General features: G+C 39.6%; 14 protein-coding genes. 8 read left to right on the forward strand and 6 right to left on the reverse strand.

The features are described 5' to 3' along the window. Positions 1 to 52: 52 nt before the first annotated feature. Entirely contained in the window at positions 53 to 676 is a 624-nt protein-coding gene (gene mqnB / locus R2S57_RS01935; RefSeq protein WP_316843429.1) for a futalosine hydrolase, read from the reverse strand. 117 nt (positions 677 to 793) lie between these two features. Here mqnB and R2S57_RS01940 point away from each other — a divergent pair, with 117 nt between their 5' ends. From R2S57_RS01940 to R2S57_RS01955, 4 genes are all read left to right on the forward strand, one after another. Further along, a complete protein-coding gene (locus R2S57_RS01940; protein WP_090501570.1) occupies positions 794 to 1204 on the forward strand; it encodes a 6-pyruvoyl trahydropterin synthase family protein in 411 nt (136 codons plus the stop codon). Between the two features lie 12 nt (positions 1205 to 1216). After that, on the forward strand, positions 1217 to 1852 hold the full coding sequence (gene folE, locus R2S57_RS01945; protein ID WP_316843430.1) for a GTP cyclohydrolase I FolE: 636 nt from the start codon (positions 1217 to 1219) through the stop codon (positions 1850 to 1852). Between the two features lie 83 nt (positions 1853 to 1935). Continuing rightward, positions 1936 to 2817 carry an ACP S-malonyltransferase gene (gene fabD, locus R2S57_RS01950; protein ID WP_316843431.1) on the forward strand — a complete coding sequence of 294 codons (882 nt, stop codon included), beginning with the start codon at positions 1936 to 1938 and terminating at the stop codon, positions 2815 to 2817. A gap of 89 nt (positions 2818 to 2906) precedes the next feature. Next, on the forward strand, positions 2907 to 6641 hold the full coding sequence (locus R2S57_RS01955) for a sensor histidine kinase (RefSeq protein ID WP_316843432.1): 3735 nt from the start codon (positions 2907 to 2909) through the stop codon (positions 6639 to 6641). A 34-nt stretch (positions 6642 to 6675) separates the two neighbouring features. Here the strand turns inward: R2S57_RS01955 and R2S57_RS01960 are convergent, their stop codons facing one another. After that, positions 6676 to 7578: a hypothetical protein gene (locus R2S57_RS01960; RefSeq protein WP_316843433.1), complete on the reverse strand. Its 903-nt coding sequence runs from the start codon at positions 7576 to 7578 to the stop codon at positions 6676 to 6678. Between the two features lie 205 nt (positions 7579 to 7783). Here R2S57_RS01960 and R2S57_RS01965 point away from each other — a divergent pair, with 205 nt between their 5' ends. Then, positions 7784 to 9328 (forward strand): glycoside hydrolase family 10 protein, encoded by a 1545-nt coding sequence (locus tag R2S57_RS01965; protein WP_316843434.1) that lies wholly within the window; start codon positions 7784 to 7786, stop codon positions 9326 to 9328. Between the two features lie 6 nt (positions 9329 to 9334). Here R2S57_RS01965 and R2S57_RS01970 read toward each other — a convergent pair whose 3' ends face one another. The 3 genes from R2S57_RS01970 to nagB all read right to left on the reverse strand — a co-directional run bounded on the left by R2S57_RS01970 (position 9335) and on the right by nagB (position 13781). After that, positions 9335 to 10354, reverse strand: coding sequence for a LacI family DNA-binding transcriptional regulator (locus R2S57_RS01970; protein ID WP_316843435.1), 1020 nt, complete (start codon positions 10352 to 10354; stop codon positions 9335 to 9337). A 37-nt stretch (positions 10355 to 10391) separates the two neighbouring features. After that, entirely contained in the window at positions 10392 to 11552 is a 1161-nt protein-coding gene (locus tag R2S57_RS01975; protein WP_316843436.1) for a DUF5009 domain-containing protein, read from the reverse strand. Positions 11553 to 11855: 303 nt separating this feature from the next. After that, positions 11856 to 13781 carry a glucosamine-6-phosphate deaminase gene (gene nagB / locus R2S57_RS01980; RefSeq protein ID WP_316843437.1) on the reverse strand — a complete coding sequence of 642 codons (1926 nt, stop codon included), beginning with the start codon at positions 13779 to 13781 and terminating at the stop codon, positions 11856 to 11858. A 152-nt stretch (positions 13782 to 13933) separates the two neighbouring features. Between nagB and R2S57_RS01985 the strand changes: the two genes are divergently transcribed. From R2S57_RS01985 to R2S57_RS01995, 3 genes are all read left to right on the forward strand, one after another. Continuing rightward, entirely contained in the window at positions 13934 to 15130 is a 1197-nt protein-coding gene (locus R2S57_RS01985; RefSeq protein ID WP_316843438.1) for an anhydro-N-acetylmuramic acid kinase, read from the forward strand. 165 nt (positions 15131 to 15295) lie between these two features. After that, positions 15296 to 18433: a SusC/RagA family TonB-linked outer membrane protein gene (locus R2S57_RS01990; protein ID WP_316843439.1), complete on the forward strand. Its 3138-nt coding sequence runs from the start codon at positions 15296 to 15298 to the stop codon at positions 18431 to 18433. Positions 18434 to 18450: 17 nt separating this feature from the next. After that, complete coding sequence (locus R2S57_RS01995; protein ID WP_316843440.1) at positions 18451 to 19746, forward strand: RagB/SusD family nutrient uptake outer membrane protein; 1296 nt, start codon at positions 18451 to 18453, stop codon at positions 19744 to 19746. Positions 19747 to 19781: 35 nt separating this feature from the next. Here R2S57_RS01995 and R2S57_RS02000 read toward each other — a convergent pair whose 3' ends face one another. Beyond that, positions 19782 to 20528, reverse strand: coding sequence for a DeoR/GlpR family DNA-binding transcription regulator (locus tag R2S57_RS02000; protein WP_316843441.1), 747 nt, complete (start codon positions 20526 to 20528; stop codon positions 19782 to 19784). Between the last annotated feature and the right edge of the window lie 213 nt (positions 20529 to 20741).

The raw sequence follows: 20741 nt of genomic DNA on the forward strand, positions 1-20741 counted from the left end.
TGTCGGGTTCATAAATCAAAATTAACTACTGTAATAAATTAATCAGTCATAATCAGTTCATTTCTCCGATAAAAGCAATTGCCCAATCGTTTAAGTTTTTAATAGCAAGGCCTATTTTCCAATTGTCTTTATTTCTGGGCTCTACATAATTGGATACACTCCTAATTTGGAGGCAATCGATGTTTAGTTGTTTGCAGGCATAAAAAACGGCAGCACCTTCCATGCTTTCGGTTGTAGGATTTAACCTTTGAATCAGTTTTTGTATACTTTTTTCGCTTCCGCTTACACAATTCTTGGTGATGCCTTTTGCAATCGGTAAAGCGACTATTCTTTGGGTTCGGGATGTGTAATGGTTTTCTCCAAAGCCTAAATCGGTTATGGTTAAAAATTCCTCGCCATTTTCTGCACCCAGTTCGGCAAAGGTATCCTCGGTAATGTTTAACACCGTTCCTAAGGCTATACTTCTATCAAAACTTCCTGCAATGCCAAAATTTACCACAAGATCATATTTTTGCGAAAGATGTTGACCTAAGGTGAAGGCCGTTGCCACCATACCAACTCCTGTAATGAGCAGATCGAAATTTTTGCTTTCCACAAAATCTCCTTCAGGTAAATTGAAATGCTGATAAAGGATGTTAAGTTCTGCTTTTGTAGCGGCAACAACTAAAGTTTTCATATGGTAAAGTTAATTCATTGTTATAATAATCTACCTTACATCATCCATTTTCCATCTTACATTTTACATAATGGCGCTTAAACCTTTATCTGTATATTCGCACTTTATTTTATAGTAATGATTTACATAACGAGAAAAGCATCATTTAATGCGGCGCATAAACTGGCCCGTACCGATTGGGATGATGATAAAAATAATGAAGTTTATGGTAAATGTGCCAACCCCAACTGGCATGGCCATAACTATTGGTTGTATGTTACCGTTAAAGGCGAGGTTAATCCGGAAACAGGTTTCCTGGTTGATTTAAAATGGCTGAAAGACGTAATGAACGATTATGTGGTTGATAAAGTTGACCATAAAAACTTAAATCTTGATGTGGATTTTATGAAAGGCAAGTTGGCTTCGACCGAAAATCTGGCCATAGAGATCTGGAAGCAGTTATGGGCACCAATTGCAGAAAGCGGCGCCATTTTACATTGTGTAAAAATCTACGAAACCGAAAATAATTTTGTTGAATACTTTGGCTAAAAACCTAAATTAATGAGCAATAAAGACGTATTAAAAGGCGAATCGAGGGATGGTTATGTAAAAATAGACCGTTACAACGAAGATAAAATTGAAGCTGTAGCTACCCACTATAAAGATATTCTTGGACAGTTAGGCGAAGATCCGGAACGCGAAGGTTTATTGAAAACACCTGAGCGAGTGGCTAAAGCTTTACAGTATTTAACCCATGGCTATGATTTAAAACCAGATGAAATCCTAAAAGGAGCCATGTTCCAGGAGGATTATAGTCAAATGGTTGTGGTTAAAGATATCGAAGTGTATTCGATGTGCGAACACCACATGTTGCCATTTTTTGGTAAGGCGCATATCGCTTATATCCCAAACGGACATATTGTAGGTTTGAGTAAAATACCGCGTGTAGTTGACGCTTTTGCCCGCCGTTTACAGGTACAGGAACGTTTAACCAACGAGATTAGAGATTGCATTCAAAATACGTTAAACCCTATGGGGGTAGCCGTAGTAATAGAGTGCAGACACTTATGCATGTCGATGCGCGGCGTGCAAAAACAAAATTCAGTTACAACAACCTCAGCGTTTACCGGTACTTTTTTAAGTAATGATAAAACAAGAGCTGAGTTTTTGAGGTTAATTACAGCGAGTTTAGATTAATCCTCAAGTCCCCTAAAGGGGTATGGATTCAACAATAATAATTTAACTAAATATTTAATTTCCCCTTTAGGGGATTAAGGGGTATGAAAGCATATATTTTTCCCGGACAGGGAGCACAGTTTGTAGGCATGGGTAAAGATCTTTATGAGCACCCAAAAGCTGCAGAGTTATTTGAACAGGCCAACCAGATTATCGGTTTCCGCATTAGCGATATTATGTTCGGCGGAACTGATGAAGAGCTTAAACAAACCAATGTAACCCAACCGGCAATCTTTTTGCATTCGGTGATTTTAGCAAAGGTTTTAGGTGATGATTTTAAGCCAGATATGGTTGCCGGCCACTCTTTGGGCGAGTTTTCTGCTTTGGTATCTGCCAATGCCCTAAGCTTTGAAGATGGGTTAAAGCTGGTTATTGCCCGTGCAAATGCGATGCAGAAAGCTTGTGAAGCACAGCCATCAACAATGGCGGCTATTTTAGGGCTAGCCGATGATGTAGTTGAAAAAATCTGTGCAGAAATTGATGCGGTGGTAGTGCCGGCAAATTATAACTGCCCAGGCCAATTGGTGATTTCGGGCAGTATAGAAGGTATTGATCTGGCCTGTGCCAAATTAACTGAAGCCGGAGCAAAAAGGGCATTAAAATTAAATGTAGGCGGAGCATTTCACTCCCCTTTAATGGAGCCTGCAAAAATCGAATTGCAAGCTGCTATTGAAGCAACCGATATTTCGGCACCAATATGCCCGGTTTATCAAAATGTTGATGCTAAGCCCTATACAGACCCAACTGAAATTAAAGCTAATTTAATTAAACAATTAACGGGTGCTGTACGTTGGACACAAACAGTAGGGAATATGCTTGCGGATGGTGCCACTGAATTTGTTGAGGTTGGTCCGGGCAATGTATTACAGGGATTGGTTAAAAAAGTAAGCCGCGAAGTACAAACAGGCAGTGCTACTATAGCTTAATTTATTCAAAATAAATAATAATTCCGACGCCATAAACTCAGCTGTTTATGGCGTTGTTTTATATCAATATTTAATATCTTTATCAATAGATGAAAATGAGCTTTGGTGTAAAAATTAGGTTTCTATTGCTCGTTTTGGGCTGTTGCCTCATGGTAACGTCTATTTCGCTGAGCCGTTTTACTACCAAAAGTGAGCTGCTGGAACACGATGCCGAGGAAATTCAACAGAACCTTTTGACCAAGGAAAGGCTTGTGCAGAATTTCCTGGCCAATAAGAAAGAAGTGGCGAAAGCCAAGCAATTTCACCTTAATCCCAAAAATGCACTTGATTTTATTGAATCTTTTCGTCAAAAGAGTGGCATAAACCTCTTAACCTTTGAAAACAACCGGCTTAAGTATTGGAGCACAATTAAGGTTTCTGAAATAGATCCGAACACCATTAGAGAAGGCAGTTCTGTGTTGTTTTTCTCCAGCGGATGGTATGAGGTAATTAAAAGTACACAGGGCAATTTCAATTTTATCTTTTTAATTGCTATCCAGCCTCAGTATCCTTTTAAAGAAACACAATACTTTAAAAACGATATTGACCCCACGCTCTCCAAAAGTAAAATATTAGCATTTGCGGGTTTTGCCGATAAGGAGGTTTATGTAATAAAAAGTCTTGATAATAAGTTTTTATTTGGACTTAAAGTTAAACCAGGTTATGCAGAAGCCTATTATTCTGGTACACAATTATGGCTGTTTATTGCAGGTATGTTGTGTATCTGTATGTTTTTTAACTCTTTAAGCTCACTTATTGCCAAAAGAGGGCACATTGCATGGGGCACCTTTTTACTGCTTTTTTTCTTTCTGGCTTTTCGGTTATCAGATTTATATTATGGATGGTTTAATCACCGGTTTATCTTAGATTTATTTGATCCACGCATCTATGCAGATAGCTTTTTAATGCCCTCCCTGGGCGATTTTCTATTGAATGTTATCGTGCTTACCTGGTTGCTCCTGTTCATGTACAACCATAAAGAGCAATATCAGTTCCCGGGGTGGATTAAACGGAATAAGATAATAGGAGTATTTATACAGGCAGGGTTATTGGTTTTAATCGGTCGGATAGTGTGGGATACAGATGATATTTTCTTTGGATTGATCTTCAATTCCAAGATCAACTTCGATATCGTAAACATTCTAAAACTGAGCGGCACAAGTTGGGTAGGTATTGTAATTTTATGTTTGGCCTGGTTTCAGATCTACCTGATAACGGTAATATCTGCAGTGGTGAGCAGTCAGTTAAATGTGACCAATAGAGAGCGGTTGATTATTTTCTTAATCGGTTTTGCTGGTGTTTTTGTGTACAAACTTATTGTTGATTTTAATGCATTTTTTATTGTTTTTGCACTCGCATTATTTATCGTTGCCAGAGCCGTTTACGTAAAAGAGCGAAGTTTTTCTATCGGTATGTTTGCCATTGTTTTTTTCTGCCTTGCATTTAATACCTCCATTAAATATACAAGATATAAAGATTTCAAAGAAAGAAGCTTACGCGAGCCATTGGCACGAAAAGTACAATCATCAGAAGATCCTAATGCCATTGTTGCTTTAGGAGCTTTAGGTAATGAAATTGTTAAGGATGATTTTCTGGTTAGGTATTTTAATCAGGAGCGGATGGGCAATTATGCGGTGCTCAAAAACCACATTAAAGATTATCTTGATGGCTATTTAAACAGGTACGATTATCAGATTTATCCTTATGATAAATCCGGAATTATAATTGGTAGTGCCGATAGCCCGCCTATTGATAAATATAAAAACCTGGTAGAGGTAGGTTCGGTTAAAATTGATGGTTCTAACTTTTTCTATCAGGTAAACAACACATTTGGCTATCAGGATTACTTCGGGATTATTTCCGTTGTAGATCAGGGCAATTTACTGGGAACATTGGTTGTTGAACTACGGTCTAAACCTTATAATTATAACAATCGTCTTCCAGATCTTTTTGGTGATCAAAAATTAATGAAGGATGAAGATTTTAAAGGCTATTCTATTGCTTTATACAGTAATAATAAACTCCTTAATCAATCTGGAAGCTATACCTATCCCCTGGATGGTAGTGTTTTTAAAGGTAAAAAAGATGATTTTATTACGACCAGCGATGATGAGCTTCGTTACAGCCATTTAATTTATAAGCCTTCTGATAGTAAAATGGTCATTATCAGCAGAGAGAAGGTAGATTATCTTGAGCGTTTAGCTGCATTGTCTTTCTTTTTTCTGGTTTTTATTATTTTTTCGATACTGCTCTATGGATTAATATGGCTCATTAAAAATTTAGATGACGATAAAGTGGGCTGGTTTAGTATCAACAGGTCGTTGATGATCAATGCCAATAAGATTTTATATAAAACGAGGATCCAGGTATCAATTGTACTTTCTGTTGTGGCTACATTGGTTATTGTAGGCTGGGTAACTTATTATTATATGAATCTCGAATACCGTGGCCAGCAGGATGCTATTTTAAAAGATAAGATCAGAAAGGTACAGCAGAATTTCGAAAAGCAGATTTTTAGCAATGGTATTATTGCCAATGATGAGAATGCTGTAGCAGATTTTAACAATTTTGCGGATATCAATAATGCGGATTTAAATTTATACGATCTGAATGGTGATCTGATCATGACTACCTACCCTAAGCTTTATAATTACAAAATCATTGGCAAAAAAATGGGGCCAAAAGCTTACGTTTATTTAAATAGCCTGCACCGTTCTGAATATATCAACCCTGAAGAAAAAATCGGTAATTTAACTTACGCGGCAGCTTACGCACCAATCAGAAATGCTCAAAATAAAACAATTGCGTATATCGGCCTGCCAAATTATTCCAACGAAGAAGAATATACCGATAAGATAGCGCTTTTTGTAAGTAATCTGATCAATATTTATGCACTGGTTTTTGTGGCCATTGGTGTACTGGCTGTATTTTTGGCCAACCAGATTACCAGCCCCTTAACGTTTATACAGGAGAGTATCAGTAAAACAAAAATAGGACAGCGGAACGAACCGATTGTGTGGCGTAGGCATGATGAAATCGGTTCTTTAATTAAAGAGTATAACAGTATGATTTCTGCCCTGGAAGCGAGCGCACTTAAGCTTGCGAGGTCGGAACGCGAAAGCGCCTGGCGCGAGATGGCAAAACAGGTTGCCCATGAAATTAAAAATCCCTTAACACCATTGAAATTAGGGGTTCAATTGTTAGAAAAATCGTGGAAGGAGAAAGATCCAAATTTTGAGCTAAAATTTAATAAGTTTAGCAAGTCGTTTATAGAGCAGATTGATAGCCTTTCTAAAATAGCCTCCGAATTCTCCAATTTTGCTAAAATGCCTGATACCAATTTGGAACGACTTTCTTTATTACCAATTATTGAACAGGCTATAGAGGTATTTAGAAGCACTGAAAACGTGACAATAGATGTGCTAAACAAAAGCGATAAGGATGTTGAAATCATGGCAGATCACGATCAGCTTTTAAGAACCTTTAACAACCTGCTTAAAAATGCCATTGAAGCCATTGATGAGGAATCTTTATGCTGCATTACCATTGTGGTGTACCTCGATGCGCAAAACGCTTATATCGAGATCAAGGATAATGGTAAGGGGATTCCCCAATCTTTACAGGATAAGATATTTGTTCCAAACTTTACTACCAAAACATCAGGCACAGGATTAGGTCTTGCTTTTGTGAAACAAGCTGTAGAGAATGCAGGTGGATCGGTTAGATTTACCTCCATTAGTAACTTAGGGACAACTTTTTATTTGAATTTCCCTTTAGCTAAATAGAAAAATAATTAAGGTTGGTTAGGGGGGATTAATTTTATCTCAACTCTACCTGAGCCTTGCCCATGGTATTGCCATCAGCATATAAAATTACGGTGTAAATACCTTTGATAAAAGGTTTAGGATTTGTCCAATCGATAACATAGGTGCTGTCATCGTTATTGTAATTGATAAATATAGAATGGCTGTACTGCATTTCCTGCCCATCAGCCTCGAAACGGTTCCCTTCATCAGCTAATAAGTTGCCGGCAGGATCAAATACCCTAAGATAAATATTATGATGGCCTTTTTCTGCTAATTGGTTTGGGATAATGTTAAAACTGACGCTTAGTTTTTCTGCAGTTGAAGATCTGGTGACCTCAACTTTTTTACCGCTTGATTTTGTCCTGAAAGCGACAATTTCGGCACTTTGAAGTTTTAATACTGCGGCTGTTTTAACCTTTGCATTTAGATTAGCGTTTTCATTCTCCAGATTCGAAGCCTTATTGCTAATATTTTTGAGGGTATTTTCTAAACTATCGCGACTATTTTTAAGGAAGATGTTATCTTTTTGAAGTTGAATAATCTGGTCGTTGTAATTCTTAACAAATGTTTTCAGCTCTATGATCTGCGCATTCGCTTTGTCTAGCTCGCCCTGGGTAATCTGGTTCTTTTCTAAAGCAGCCTTAAGTGCTTCAATTTTTAGGCGGGCGATTTTTTGCTCTTCAACCAGCTTATCGTTTAAATCTAAGTTTAAAGCATTCACCTTATCTAGCTCAACCTCAATTTTTTCTACCTCAAGCCTGAGCTTATCTTTTTCCGTGCTTACGGTTACAAACCTTTCGCTCTGCTTTCGATCTTTAAAAAACAAGTAGGCATTTGTGCCAATTAAAGCCGCAATAACGATGACCAGGAAGTAAATTTTGTTTCTATCACCCTTATTAATCTTTTGTGGTTCCATTTTTAATAACGCTGTATCTTCTTTAAATTAATATACTTTTGTTGTCCATAGGTAAATGGGGGTGTACAATTAATTTTAGCAGGGCGCAAATTATAATTTTTAATAAACTTATAAGAGTTTTTAAAAAAAATCGTTTAATTGCTAATGTTCATTGTATTCAAATCAACACAAACACACAACCTGAATAAAAAATAAAACAGAAATAATGCTTAAAAACTTCCTATACGCACTTTTATCTTTAACTGTAGTACCTTATATATTAAATGCACAACCATTATCAAAAATTGCACCAAAAAGGGAGTTTAGAGGTGTTTGGGTAGCTACGGTTACCAATATCGATTGGCCATCAAAGCCTGGTTTGAGTATTGATCAGCAAAAACAGGAACTGATCGGTATTTTAGAGCGGCATAAAAGTCAGGGTATGAATGCCATTATTTTACAGGTTAGGCCCGCTGCAGATGCTTTTTATGCAAAATCAAGGGAGCCCTGGAGCCAGTGGTTAATGGGCAAACAGGGGTTGGCACCCGCACCTGGTTATGATCCATTGGCTTTTGCCATTAAAGAGGCTCATTTTAGGGGAATGGAACTTCATGCCTGGTTTAATCCATATCGCGCAAGCATGAGCAGTTCGGCCGTATTGAGCGAAAACCATGCTTACCGTAAACATCCTGATTGGTTTTTTACTTATGGGGGCAAAAAACAGTTTGATCCCGGAATTCCTGATGTTAGGGAATATATTGTGCAGGTGATTTTGGATGTAGTAAAAGGTTACGACATAGATGGTATTCATTTCGACGATTATTTCTATCCATATAAGGTAGAAGGGCAGACCATTAACGATGGCAATACCTTTTATAAGTACCCGAATAATATCTCCGATATCAAAGATTGGAGGCGCAATAATGTCGATTTACTGATCAAAGAGCTGGACGATAGTATTCATCATTATAAAAAGTGGGTTAAATTTGGGATCAGTCCCTTTGGGATCTGGAAAAACAAATACGAAGATCCGGAGGGTTCTGCTACAAGTGGTTTATCCAATTATGCGGAGCTTTTTGCCGATAGCCGCAAATGGGTAAGGGAAGGATGGGTAGATTATATCAATCCCCAGATTTATTTTACGTTTACCAGAAGAGTGGCACCATATGGCATTTTAGTGGATTGGTGGAGCAATAATACCTTTGGCAGGCATGTTTATATCGGCCAGGGGGCTTATCTTGTAAATTCGAGGGCAGAAGCCGCCTGGAAAAACCTAAGTGAAATTCCGAATCAGATCAGGTATATCAGAGATAATAATAGGATTCAGGGAAGTGTATTTTTTAGTTCTAAATCTTTAAGTACTGTTGCAAAAGCCGTGGGCGATTCGCTGAAAAACGACTTTTATAAATATCCGGCTTTGCCGCCACAAATGCCATGGTTGGATGACGTACCTCCAAACGAACCTCAGGCCTTAACCGCCGATGCCTTGAAAGATGGTGTATATTTAAAATGGCAACTGCCGTTAAAGGCAAAAGATGGAGAAACAGCTTCGGGATTTGTAATTTATCGTTTTGCTGAGGGAGAGAAAATTTCTGTGCTTGATCCTAAAAATATTATAAAAATCAGTTTTGAAGATTACCTTTCTTTTATTGATACCAGTGTTGAAAGCGGAAAGCGGTACAGCTACCTTGTAACTGCCTTAGATCGCTTAAAAAATGAAAGTGAGCCCAGTGGGCCAGTGGGAATAGAAGTGCCTCTAGCTAAAGAATAATGGCCGCTATGAGCACTTTTTATTTGTCGATTCTCTTTCGACAACTTCGGCTTGGAGCACGACATGTTCCATATTGGCATAGGGGTTTTCCTGACTGATCATTTTGAGAAACATTTTGGCGCATTCCATGCCCATTTGTGGGGCATGCTGATCGATAGTTGATAAATTGGGTGTAATGTAGGCTGCAAATGCTTCGTTGGCAAAACCGATTACTCCGATTTCGGGTGGTGTTTCACCAATTTCTTTAAGTTTTTGAATAACGCCCAGTGCGGTAAAATCGTCTCCGCCAATAATAGCATCAGGTTTGTTGCTGCGCATGAGTTTACCTGCACCAAATTGCCCATCTTTAATAGATAGGCCACCCAAGAGGATGTGCTCTTCCAGAACTGGTAAATTATGGTCTGAAAGTGCTTTTTTGTAACCATCTAAACGGGCATTGAAAATTTTAACCTGATGTGCGGTAGTTATAAAGGCAATTTTTTTATAACCTTTATCAATTAAATGTTTAGTGGCAATATAACCCGCCCTAAAATCGTCGAGGGTAATGGTGGGTACCTTCAGATCAACATTTACCCGATCGAATAAGATGAGGGGCTTGTTTTGTTTGATAATTTCGGCGAAATGCGAAACGTCTTCTGTTTCTAACGATAACGAGGCCATAATGCCATCTACCTGCGCCTCTAGCAAAGTTCTTACGCCATTTATTTCGTTTTCTACCGATTCGTTCGATTGATAAATAATCACGCGGTAGCCGCTATCTTTCAGCCCATCTTCAATACAATGGATAATGGATGCAAAAAAATGCGCCTGCACACTCGGTACAATTACACCGATAATATGCGTTTTACCAGATTTTAGCGCGGAAGCGAGTTTGTTCGGACTGTAATTGAGCTTTTTAGCCATTTCTACAACCGCTTTCCTCGTGGTATCGCTTATGGCCGGAAAGCCACTAAGCGCCCTCGAAACAGTTGATACGGTAATGTTCAGCTCCTTTGCAATGTCATATATGGTGGTTTTCTTTTTCAATTAGATAAGGGAATCATTTAATTCCAGCGCAAATTTACTAAACCTTTATAATAATGTTCTTTTTGTACATAAAATATAATAGTACGTAGAAGCCCAGCACATAAGTAACTGCCCAAACGAGCGAGGCATTTATCGGACTGAAAAACGGAGTATAGCAGGTTTCGTAAAACCGGACCAATAAACCTGTTTTGGTACCATCAGGTTTGGTAATCTGGAACAGATTTAATACACGGGGCATTAATCCCGCCAGAAAGAAAACGGTTATGGCATTTACCCCATATACGACGAAAGGAGTGGTGAATTTTTTGTAGCCCTGCACATCGATGATCCAGTAGCAGAGCGCCAGCCCAATTGAAGCCAATCCGCCTGCATATAATACATATGAGCTGGTCCACAACGCTTTGTTAATCGGGAACTGTAAATCCCAAAGTAAACCTAAAATAACCGCTGTAATGCCAGTGGTAAACAACCAGGCCACTTTTGTTGCATTATCTACATCTTTTCTGCGCATCCAAACGCCTACCAAAATACCAAATAAACAAGTTCCTATTGCAGGTAATGTGCTTAAAATGCCTTCCGGATCCCAGGTTTTGGAGGAGGCCCAGGTATGTGCTTCGGTAAGAATACCTCTATCAATCCAGGCCGCTAGGTTGGTTTCTTTTTCCAGATTGGGATAACCTACTCCAGGAACTGGAATAAAAGTCATTAATGCCCAATAAACGGCAAGTATTACAATTAAGGTTTTGAATATTGTTTTGTTGGATACCTTGATAAAGATTATACTGCTAATGATGAAAACAATGCCTATTCTTTGCAGTACACCCAGCAATCTTACGGTTTGAAAAGCCTCCCATATAGATTTATGATCCATTATCGCGCTAATGATTTTTCCAAAAATGGCAAGGAAAAAACCAAGTAAGTAGAGGATGATTCCACGTTTTATGGCTTTTATGATTGTTTTGTTGTGCGTAGCCGGATCTGCTTTGCTGCTGCTCATGGCAAAGGCTATAGATACACCAACAATCCATAAAAAGAATGGGAAAATTAAATCTGTAGGCGTGCAGCCATTCCATTCAGCATGTTCTAAAGGAGCGTAAATATGCCCCCAGCTACCTGGATTGTTCACTAAAATCATCGCAGCTACAGTTAATCCCCTAAAAAAATCCAGAGAAAGTAATCGTTGTTTAGGTTCGGTCATGGTTATTGGTTTGGCTTCAGTAAACTAATTTAGAGTATTGTTTTTAGAATGAGAAATAAAACCAGATAGGAGAGGTGAAGTAGGGTACAACTTTCGAAGTTTAGTGGATCTGTCATCCTGAACAAAGTGAAGGATCTTTTGCCGATCATAGTATTGGGATGGTGCTTCTTTTTTGACGTTAGCGATCCATTTTTAAAAGATGCTTCGCTGCGCTCAGCATGACAATGCGCAGAACAAGCTTATCGGCAAAAAAAATCCTGCCTTGAATAAACAAAGCAGGATTGGTATTATTTGGATTTTAAACTAGTCTTCAAACTTCCAGCGAACAAAAGCTTCCATTGCTTCATATTCTGCAAGGCCAAGTTCATCATAAGCTTTTGCAGTATCACGGTTACGGTCTTCAGCACGTTGCCAGAACTCCCTTGAATCGTCGCCAGGGAAAACAGCTCTGTCTTTTTGGCTCTGGTGTTTGAAAATCGCATATTTTTTACGTTCAAGTTCCTTTGGAGAAATTGGAACGGCCATTTCAATTTCGTGTGTTTCGAACTCGTACCATGCGCCACGGTACATCCACAACCAGCAATCCTGTGCCCAGGCTTCAGTTTTGCGCAGGCGTTTTAGTGCAGCCAGAATAATGTTGAAACAAACAATATGCGTACCGTGTGGATCTTCAAAATCACCAGCAGCATACACTTGATGCGGTTGAACTTTTTGTAATAATTCTATTGTCAGTTCAATATCAGCATCTGTTACCGGGTTTTTTTGAACTTTACCACTCTCGTAAAAAGGGAGAGCCTGAAAATGGATATGATCATCTTCAAGTCCGCAATAACGGGCTCCGGCAATGGCCTCGCCTTTCCTGATCAGCCCTTTAACCGTTTGGATCTCTGGTGTATCTACCTGGTTTGGTTTTTTCTGGTCAATAAAAGCCCTCATGTTGTTGTAAAGATCTTTCAAATGTGTATTATCCATACCCATTTTCTCGGTAAAATCTACATTGAACTCAACAAAACGAAGTGCATCATCATCCCAAACAGCCGTATTGCCAGATGTTTGATACGCTACGTGTACATCGTGTTTTTGATCAACCAAGCGGATAAAAGTACCGCCCATCGAAATCACATCGTCATCAGGGTGCGGAGAGAAAATAATCACTCTTTTCCTAGCAGGTTCGGCTCTTTCCGGACGCTGAGAATCATCGGCGTTCGGTTTACCGCCTGGCCAGCCTGTAATGGTGTGCTGTAATTTATTGAAGATATGGATATTGATATTGTAAACCGGGCCTTTTTCGGTTGCCAGTTGTGCCATACCATTATTGTTGTAATCGTCTTCGGTTAATTTTAAGATCGGCTTTTTCAAGGTGTTGGCTAACCAGATTACCGCTTTACGGATCAATGCATCAGTCCAAACACAATCTTTAACTAACCATGGCGTATCAAAACGGGTCAGTTCTGAAGCGGCAGGTGCATCGAGGATAAACTCTACATGATCAGAAAGTTGCAGGTAAGTTGCCGGAACATCGCCCGAAATTTCGCCTTCAACTGCTTTTTTGATAATTGAAGCTTTTTTACGGCTCCAAGCCATTAATATAATTTCCCTTGCTTTGAAAATGGTACCGATACCCATGGTAATGGCTTTGGTAGGTACAAAGGTTTTTCCACCGAAATCACGTGCAGCATCGCGGCGGGTCAGGTCGTCTAAGGTAACTAAACGGGTACCCGAGTTTGGCGCAGATCCTGGTTCGTTAAATCCGATGTGACCAGTACGGCCAATACCCAAAATCTGGATATCAAGACCACCCAGATCGCCGATTTTCTTTTCATATTCCAAACAGAATGCAGGAATGTCTTCCAATGCAAGTGTTCCATCAGGAATGTGAACATTCTTCCTTTCAATGTCGATGTGATCGAAAAGGTTTTCGTTCATAAAAGTAACGTAACTCTGTACCGCAGTTGGCGCCATTGGATAGTATTCATCCAAATTGAAAGTAATTACATTTTTAAAACTTAAGCCCTCTTCCTTGTGCAGTCTAACCAGTTCGGCATAAACTGCAATTGGGGTAACACCTGTTGCTAAGCCCAGTACTGCAGGTGTGTTGCTTGCTTGTTTTGATTTAATGAGCTCGGCAATGCGGTGTGCTACATTAATTGAAGCAATTTTTGGATTTTCGAACACGCTTACGGGTAATTTCTCGAAACGTGTCTCCTCCAGTAGATTTAATCTAGCCATTTTTTTTATATGGATTTTAATGTACGGAGCAGTAAATATAGAGAGTTATGCCCAATTTGTACCAAAGGTTATTTACATTTATTGCAAGTATTTAAACAATATTCGATTAAAGGGCCAGACAAACGTTTGATCTTTTTAGATAAAAAACCGATATGAACACGCAGATCCAAAAGTTATACACTAAAGTAGCTAAATCAGAACGTTTAATTATAGGTTTGATGAGCGGGACCTCTATGGATGGACTGGATATTGCACTCTGTTCGGTAAAGGGAAGTGGTGCAGCTACTGATATTCAAGTCTTAAAATTTAAGACGGGTGATTACACGGATGATTTTAGAGCAAAAATTAAAGCCATTTTTTCTAAAAAGGAGGTTGATTTACAATTGGTCTGTTTGATGAATGAGCACATTGCAAATGTCCACGCGGAGCTCATTAATAATGCCCTGGGAGAGTGGGGCTATAAAAATGAGGATATCGATTTTATTGCCAGTCACGGACAAACCATTTTTCATGCGCCAAAATCTTTGCATCAGCTGGCTGATTATCCTAACGGCACATTACAAATTGGCGATGGGGATCATATCGCATTAAAGACAGGCATTATTACGCTTTCTGATTTTAGGCAAAAACATTTGGCGGCTGGCGGCGAAGGAGCTCCTTTGGCCGTTTATGGAGATTACCTGATGTTTTCGAAGGCAGGAGAAGACCGTGTGATGCTAAACATTGGTGGGATAGCAAATTTTACCTATTTACCTGGCAGTACGGATGCCAGTGAAATTTTTTCGACAGATGTTGGTCCCGGAAATACGTTGATGGATCAGTACATGCAAAAACATTTTAATAAATTTTATGATAAAAATGCGGCTGTTTCTATGGCCGGCAATTTGAAGCAACAACTGCTTTCTGCTTTACTTGATTGTGATTTCTTCGATCTGGATTTCCCTAAAACCACTGGCCCGGAACTATTTAACCTAGACTATTTAATAAAGGCTCAGGAGCAATCCTCAACAACGGACCTGGATGCAGCAGATGTGATGGCTACCTTATGTCATTTTTCGGCAGAAACCATTGCTCATGCCATAAAACGTTGTTTTGGTGACGCGGCTAAAGCGGAAATATTTATGAGTGGCGGCGGGATGCATAATCCCTTGCTGGTTCAGCTTCTTCAAAGTAAACTGCCTTCTTGCAACTTCTTAACCACGGATGATCTGAATATCAATCCAGATGCTAAAGAGGCGGTTCTGTTCGTTGTTTTGGCTAACGAAACACTTTGCGGCAAACCGATCAACTTTGGCGATAGGAAAGGTGTACCTTCCGTATGTATGGGTAAAATTAGCTTGCCCGAGTAGTTGATCATTTGGAGGCGTGAGTCTTCAGTCGAAAGTTCGGGGAGGGAGTCGAATTTTGGAGCTTAAAACCGTCCAACTTTTCAACATCCTAACCTTTCAACATTCTTTGTGTGGTATTTTGTTAAATTTGTTTAACACTAATCTTCTAACACAAAACCAAATTTTATGGAAAAAAGTTACCTAAAATGGTCAACAGGATTTCTCGCAATTTTGTTGATCCCATTTCTGCTGCTGTTGTTTGCAGAAACGGCTCAGGCACAGAATAAGCGCTATAACATTAGCGGAAAAGTGACTGATGCTTCAAATAATGAGCCTATCCCGGGCGTTGTAGTTAAAATTATCAATACAAATTTAGCAACCAGTACCAATTCTAACGGCGGCTATACCTTCTCTGTTGATCTGGCCCCGGGTAAATATCAGGTTCAGTTTTCTTATGTGGGTTACAAGAGTAAGAGCCAGGAAATAGACCTCGGCGCTAACGATCAGGTTCAATTAAGCACAGCCCTAAGTGCAGATGCTGTTGGGCTGGATGAAGTGATTGTTACAGGAACATCGCAAGGAACAACCAGAAAAGAGCTGGGAAGTTATGTAAGTACGGTAAAAGGTGATGACCTGAACAAAGCGCCGAGCGGAAATGTGCTCTCCTCTTTACAAGGCAAAACAGCAGGTGCTCAGATCAGTCAGAATTCAGGGGACCCTGCAGGCGGACTGTCGGTTCGTTTGAGAGGTATCAGCTCAGTAAACTCATCGTCAGAACCACTTTATATTATTGATGGTGTAATTGTCAACAATTCAACTACCAGGGTTACCAATACTTCGGCCAATTACGATGGCGGAAACTTTGTGGGAAGTATTGGACAGAATAGAATGGTTGATATCAATCCTGCGGATATTGAGCGTATCGAAGTGCTTAACGGAGCCGCTGCTGCAGCCATTTATGGATCAAGGGCAAATTCGGGGGTAATTCAGATTTTTACTAAAAAAGGCGTGAGCGGTGCAGCACAAGTTAATTTTAGCACGAGTTTAACTTTAAGTCATTTGCGTAAACAGGTTGAGGTAAACGAATCACCGGTTAGGTTTGGCACACCTACTCTTTTCCCTACTCAAGACGTGATCCAAACGGTTGGCGATCCTGCAGTTCTCGAAAAGAGTACCATTCCCACAGCCCGTTATAATTATCAGGATTACATTTTTCAATCGGCTACAGGTACCGATAATACGGTTTCTGTTTCTGGAGGAAACGAAAATACAAAATATTATACTTCTGCTGCTTATTTCAGTAATCAGGGAATTATTAAAAACACGGATTTTACCCGTTATAATTTCAGGGCAAACATCGATCAGAAAATCACTGAATGGGCAAAATTAAGTGCCGGCTTAAACTATATCCGCAGCTCGGCCAATGAGAAACCTGATGGAAATTCATTTTTTTCGCCAATGAATTCGGTTACCATTATCGGTAATATTCATGATATTTTTGCCAGAGACGCCAACGGTAACTTAATGGCCGTTGGAGAACGGGGTAGGGTAAATCCTGTTTCGGTAATCGAAGATATTAAACAGCGTCAGGAAACAAACCGCATTATTGCCAATGCCAATTTAAAATTGTATCCGGTAAAAAATCTAACCCTGGATTTTACTTTAGGCGTTGATAATTCTGGTCAAAGTGGCTCAACTTACATTCCGCCCTTTGCATATAATGTAAACCCTGATTTTTATGGAGGGGGTGCGGCTTTAGATGGCACCTTAAATGGTTATGCCAGTGCGGCAACAAACAATGCTTTTCAGTTTAACAATGAGTTTAATGCAACTTATCAAGCTAAACTATCGGATCTAATCTCTTCAACTACCCAGGTTGGCTATTCATTTCAATATGAAAAAACAAGATATCAGTTGGTAAATGGCAGAGGTTTAGCCCCATTAATCGAAACGGTAAATGCTGCAGCAACACAACTCCCAAGTGTAGACGGAAGAACGGAACTATCTGTTAGTGGGGGCTATATCCAGCAGAATTTTAAATATAAAGATCATTTATTTGTTACTGGTGCCCTAAGGGTTGATCAATCTTCTGTTTTCGGATCTGAGAACCGTACACAAGAGTACCTGAAGGGAAGCTTAAGTTATGTGCTTTCTTCGGCCGATTATTGGAAAAGTTTTGGCGTCTCTGATTGGTGGGATACTTTCAAAATCAGAGCAGCTTATGGAGAATCGGGAAATTTGACTGGTATTGGTGCATACGATCGTATTAACGCCTATTCTACCCAGTCATTCCTGGGCAGGGCTTCATTGTTTTCGAGTGCAACTTTGGCGAACGAAAATGTTAAACCAGAACGCCAGCGCGAATTGGAGCTGGGAACAGATTTATCTTTTTTTAAGAACAGACTGGGACTACAGTTTAACTGGTACAATAAAAAAGTGAGTGACCTGTTAATTGCCAGTGTGCAGGCGCCTTCAACCGGTTTTTCGAGTTTATTAGATAATATCGGTTCATTAAGAAACAAAGGGATTGAGCTTGTATTAAATGGAACACCAGTTGACGGAAAGGGTTTCAAATGGAATACTTCAGTTGTTTTCAACAGGAATAGAAATACGGCACTCGATGTAGGTGGTTTAAGGTTGTTTAGTACAAACCCAGGCGCTCCGGTGGCGATTATAAATGGTGAGGCAATCGGCGTGTTTTATGGAACTTTTTTTGCACGTAATCCCGATGGAAGTCTGTTAACAAATGCCGCAGGAATTCCTCAAATCGAAAAGGGAATTCAAAATTCTGCCACAACGTTTACCCCTCAGCGCGATGCAAATGGTTTGCCTACAGGAACAACGCTGCGTAAAGTAATCGGTAATCCAAATCCAGATTACAACATGTCTTTTGTGAACGATTTTACCTACAAACGATTGAACCTACATGTACAGTTTGATGCCGTTCAGGGCGGTGATGTATGGAACGCCGATTGGAGAACCCGCCAAGGTGTTGGTAATGGTAAAGTTGCGGAACAAGAACAACTTGGTCAACTACCAAGGGGTTATGTTGCCGGTGTTTATGCCATTGAAGAATGGAGGATTGACGATGGATCCTTTGTTAAATTGAGGGAGATTTCGCTGAGCTATAATGTGGGCAAACTAAAATTTTTAAGAGACCTTACCGTAACGGTGAGTGGTAGAAACCTTGTTTCATGGGATAATTACAAAGGTTACGATCCTGAGTTAAATTCGGGCGGACAATCTACCATCTTAAGAAATATAGACTTTGGTTCGGTGCCTATTCCACGAACTTTTAGTTTGGGTTTACAAGTTAAATTATAATCGTTAAAGGAAAGTTTATGAAAATTATAAGAAATAACATTTCGACAAATATAACCTGTTTAGCGCTTTCGTTAACATTGTGCTTTGCCTCATGTACGAAAGAATATCAGGATCCATCCAGAGCTAAAACAGATGTGGCTTTGGGTACTCAGCAAGGATTAACTGCGGTGGCAATAGGTTTGCAACGGGTATACACTTTATCCCGTACAGGTGTGATGTTCAACTCTGTTGCGGCAAATGGTTTTGTAACCAACGAGTTAAGGTTACTCAATTCTGGTAATATTCCTGAATTACAATTAAGCACCGGTGGAAGTACTGTTGATGGAACCAATACCATTTTATTTAATCTTTGGACAAGCGCCAACAAGATTATTTATGATGCAGATTTAGTGATTGCCAATGCCAATAATTTGGGCGATAAAGGTTATGCCGCAGGATTGATTGCTTACTCAAGCATATTTAAAGCACTGGCTATTGGGAATATGGCACAATACTGGGAAAAGATTCCGGATGGCACGGGGAAAAATGTAGCTTTTATTACCCGTTCTGCAGGATTTACAAAGGCAATTGCTGTTTTGGATAATGCTTTAACTGTTATTGCAGCAAATTCAATTTCTGCCAGTTTTTTAGGTAATGTTCCTTCTGACGTAAATATCGTAAATACAATACATGCCTTAAAAGCCAGGTATGCACTTTTTTCGGGAAATTACCCGCTGGCATTAACAGAGGCAAATGCCGTTGATTTAACGAAGGCTTCATTTTTCAAGTTTGATGCTACCTCACCGAATATTTTATTCAGTATCATCTCTTCAAATAATGTGTTTCAACCATTGAATGCAAATCTAGGACTTACAGGTGTTAATGCCCCGGATGCAGCCGATAAAAGAATTGCTTTTTATACCGTACTGGCAGGTAGTCCTCAAACATTGCGTATGAGCGGTTTTGCAGCTGCAACGGCAACGCCCTTCCCAATCTATCTGCCTGGGGAAATTATTCTGATCAAAGCAGAAGCCCTGGCCAGGCAGCCAGATTTGCCTAATTCATTAATTGAACTGAATAAGGTGGTTACCAAAACAACAGATCTGTTTGGTGTTGCGGCAGCATTGCCACCACTAACCGGGCCTTACACACAGCAGCAATTGCTTGATCTTATTTATAAACACCGTTCGATAGAACTGTATGCTTCTGGATTAAAGATTGAAGATATGCGAAGGTTCAATCAGCCTTTAACCGATCGTAAACGGAACTTCTTTCCTTACCCTTTCCAGGAACGGGATAACAATACCAATACCCCTGCCGATCCATCTTTCTAGTAAAAATAAAAGTCCCGATATTCATCGGGACTTCTTTATAAAATATTCAAATCCTTTTCGCGGTAGCGGGAAAGCGATTCATGATCTAAATCCAGCTCTGTGATCAAATAACTAATGCTTTCTATTGGGCAAACCCTTAACCTTAATGCAATATCCAGCTTTTCTGAAATGCAGAGCACGGCTGTTTTTTTTGCACAGGCCAACATGGCCTTTTTAAGCTGATTAATTTCCCAGTAAGTATCCGTCAAGCCCTCATCGGGATGGATTGCACTGGTCCCCATCAGGCATAAGTCGGCCTTAATTTCGGATAACTGTGTAATAACCTGTCCGCCATAGGTAACCTGCGAATTTTTGGAAAACAGACCGCCAATCAAAATCACTTCGATGTTGTTGTATTTGGCAAGCTCTACTGCAACCAGCGGACTAATGGTAAAGAATGTTGCAGATAAACCCTGTGGAAGTAGTTTTACAAACTCTAAAATTGTTGTGCCTCCTCCGGTTAAAACAACCATGCCGTCTTTTATCAGCTGAACGGCTTTTTTGCCAATCGCAATTTTGCTGTCTCTGGCATAAACCGTACTATCATCAAAAGAACTGTGATACGACTTAGATAAAGCACCCCCATGAACCTTATAAAGCAAGTTTTCATCAACAAGTTCTTGTAAGTCTCTCCTGATGGTATCTTCAGAAACATTGAGTAACTGCACTAAATCGGATGTCAATACACGGTTGTGCAGATTAATCTGGCGCATAATGAAATCGTGACGTTCTTTTTTCAGCATAAACTTTTCTGGTTTTATAACGAATGTATAAAAGATTTTTACATTTTTAAATAAAAGGGTTTATGCCGTTTTTGCCAGTAGCTGTAGCGGCATAACTATTGTACCACGCAGGCCTTTTGTATCTTTCCTTCGCATTAGGAAGCCAATCCCAGCGACTTGTTCTATATATTTCTCAGCTTTTTAGAGCAATTACAAAGTGAATAACTGCTTCAT

The sequence above is a fragment of the Pedobacter psychrodurus genome (assembly GCF_032678585.1).
Classification (GTDB): Bacteria; Bacteroidota; Bacteroidia; order Sphingobacteriales; family Sphingobacteriaceae; genus Pedobacter; species Pedobacter psychrodurus_A.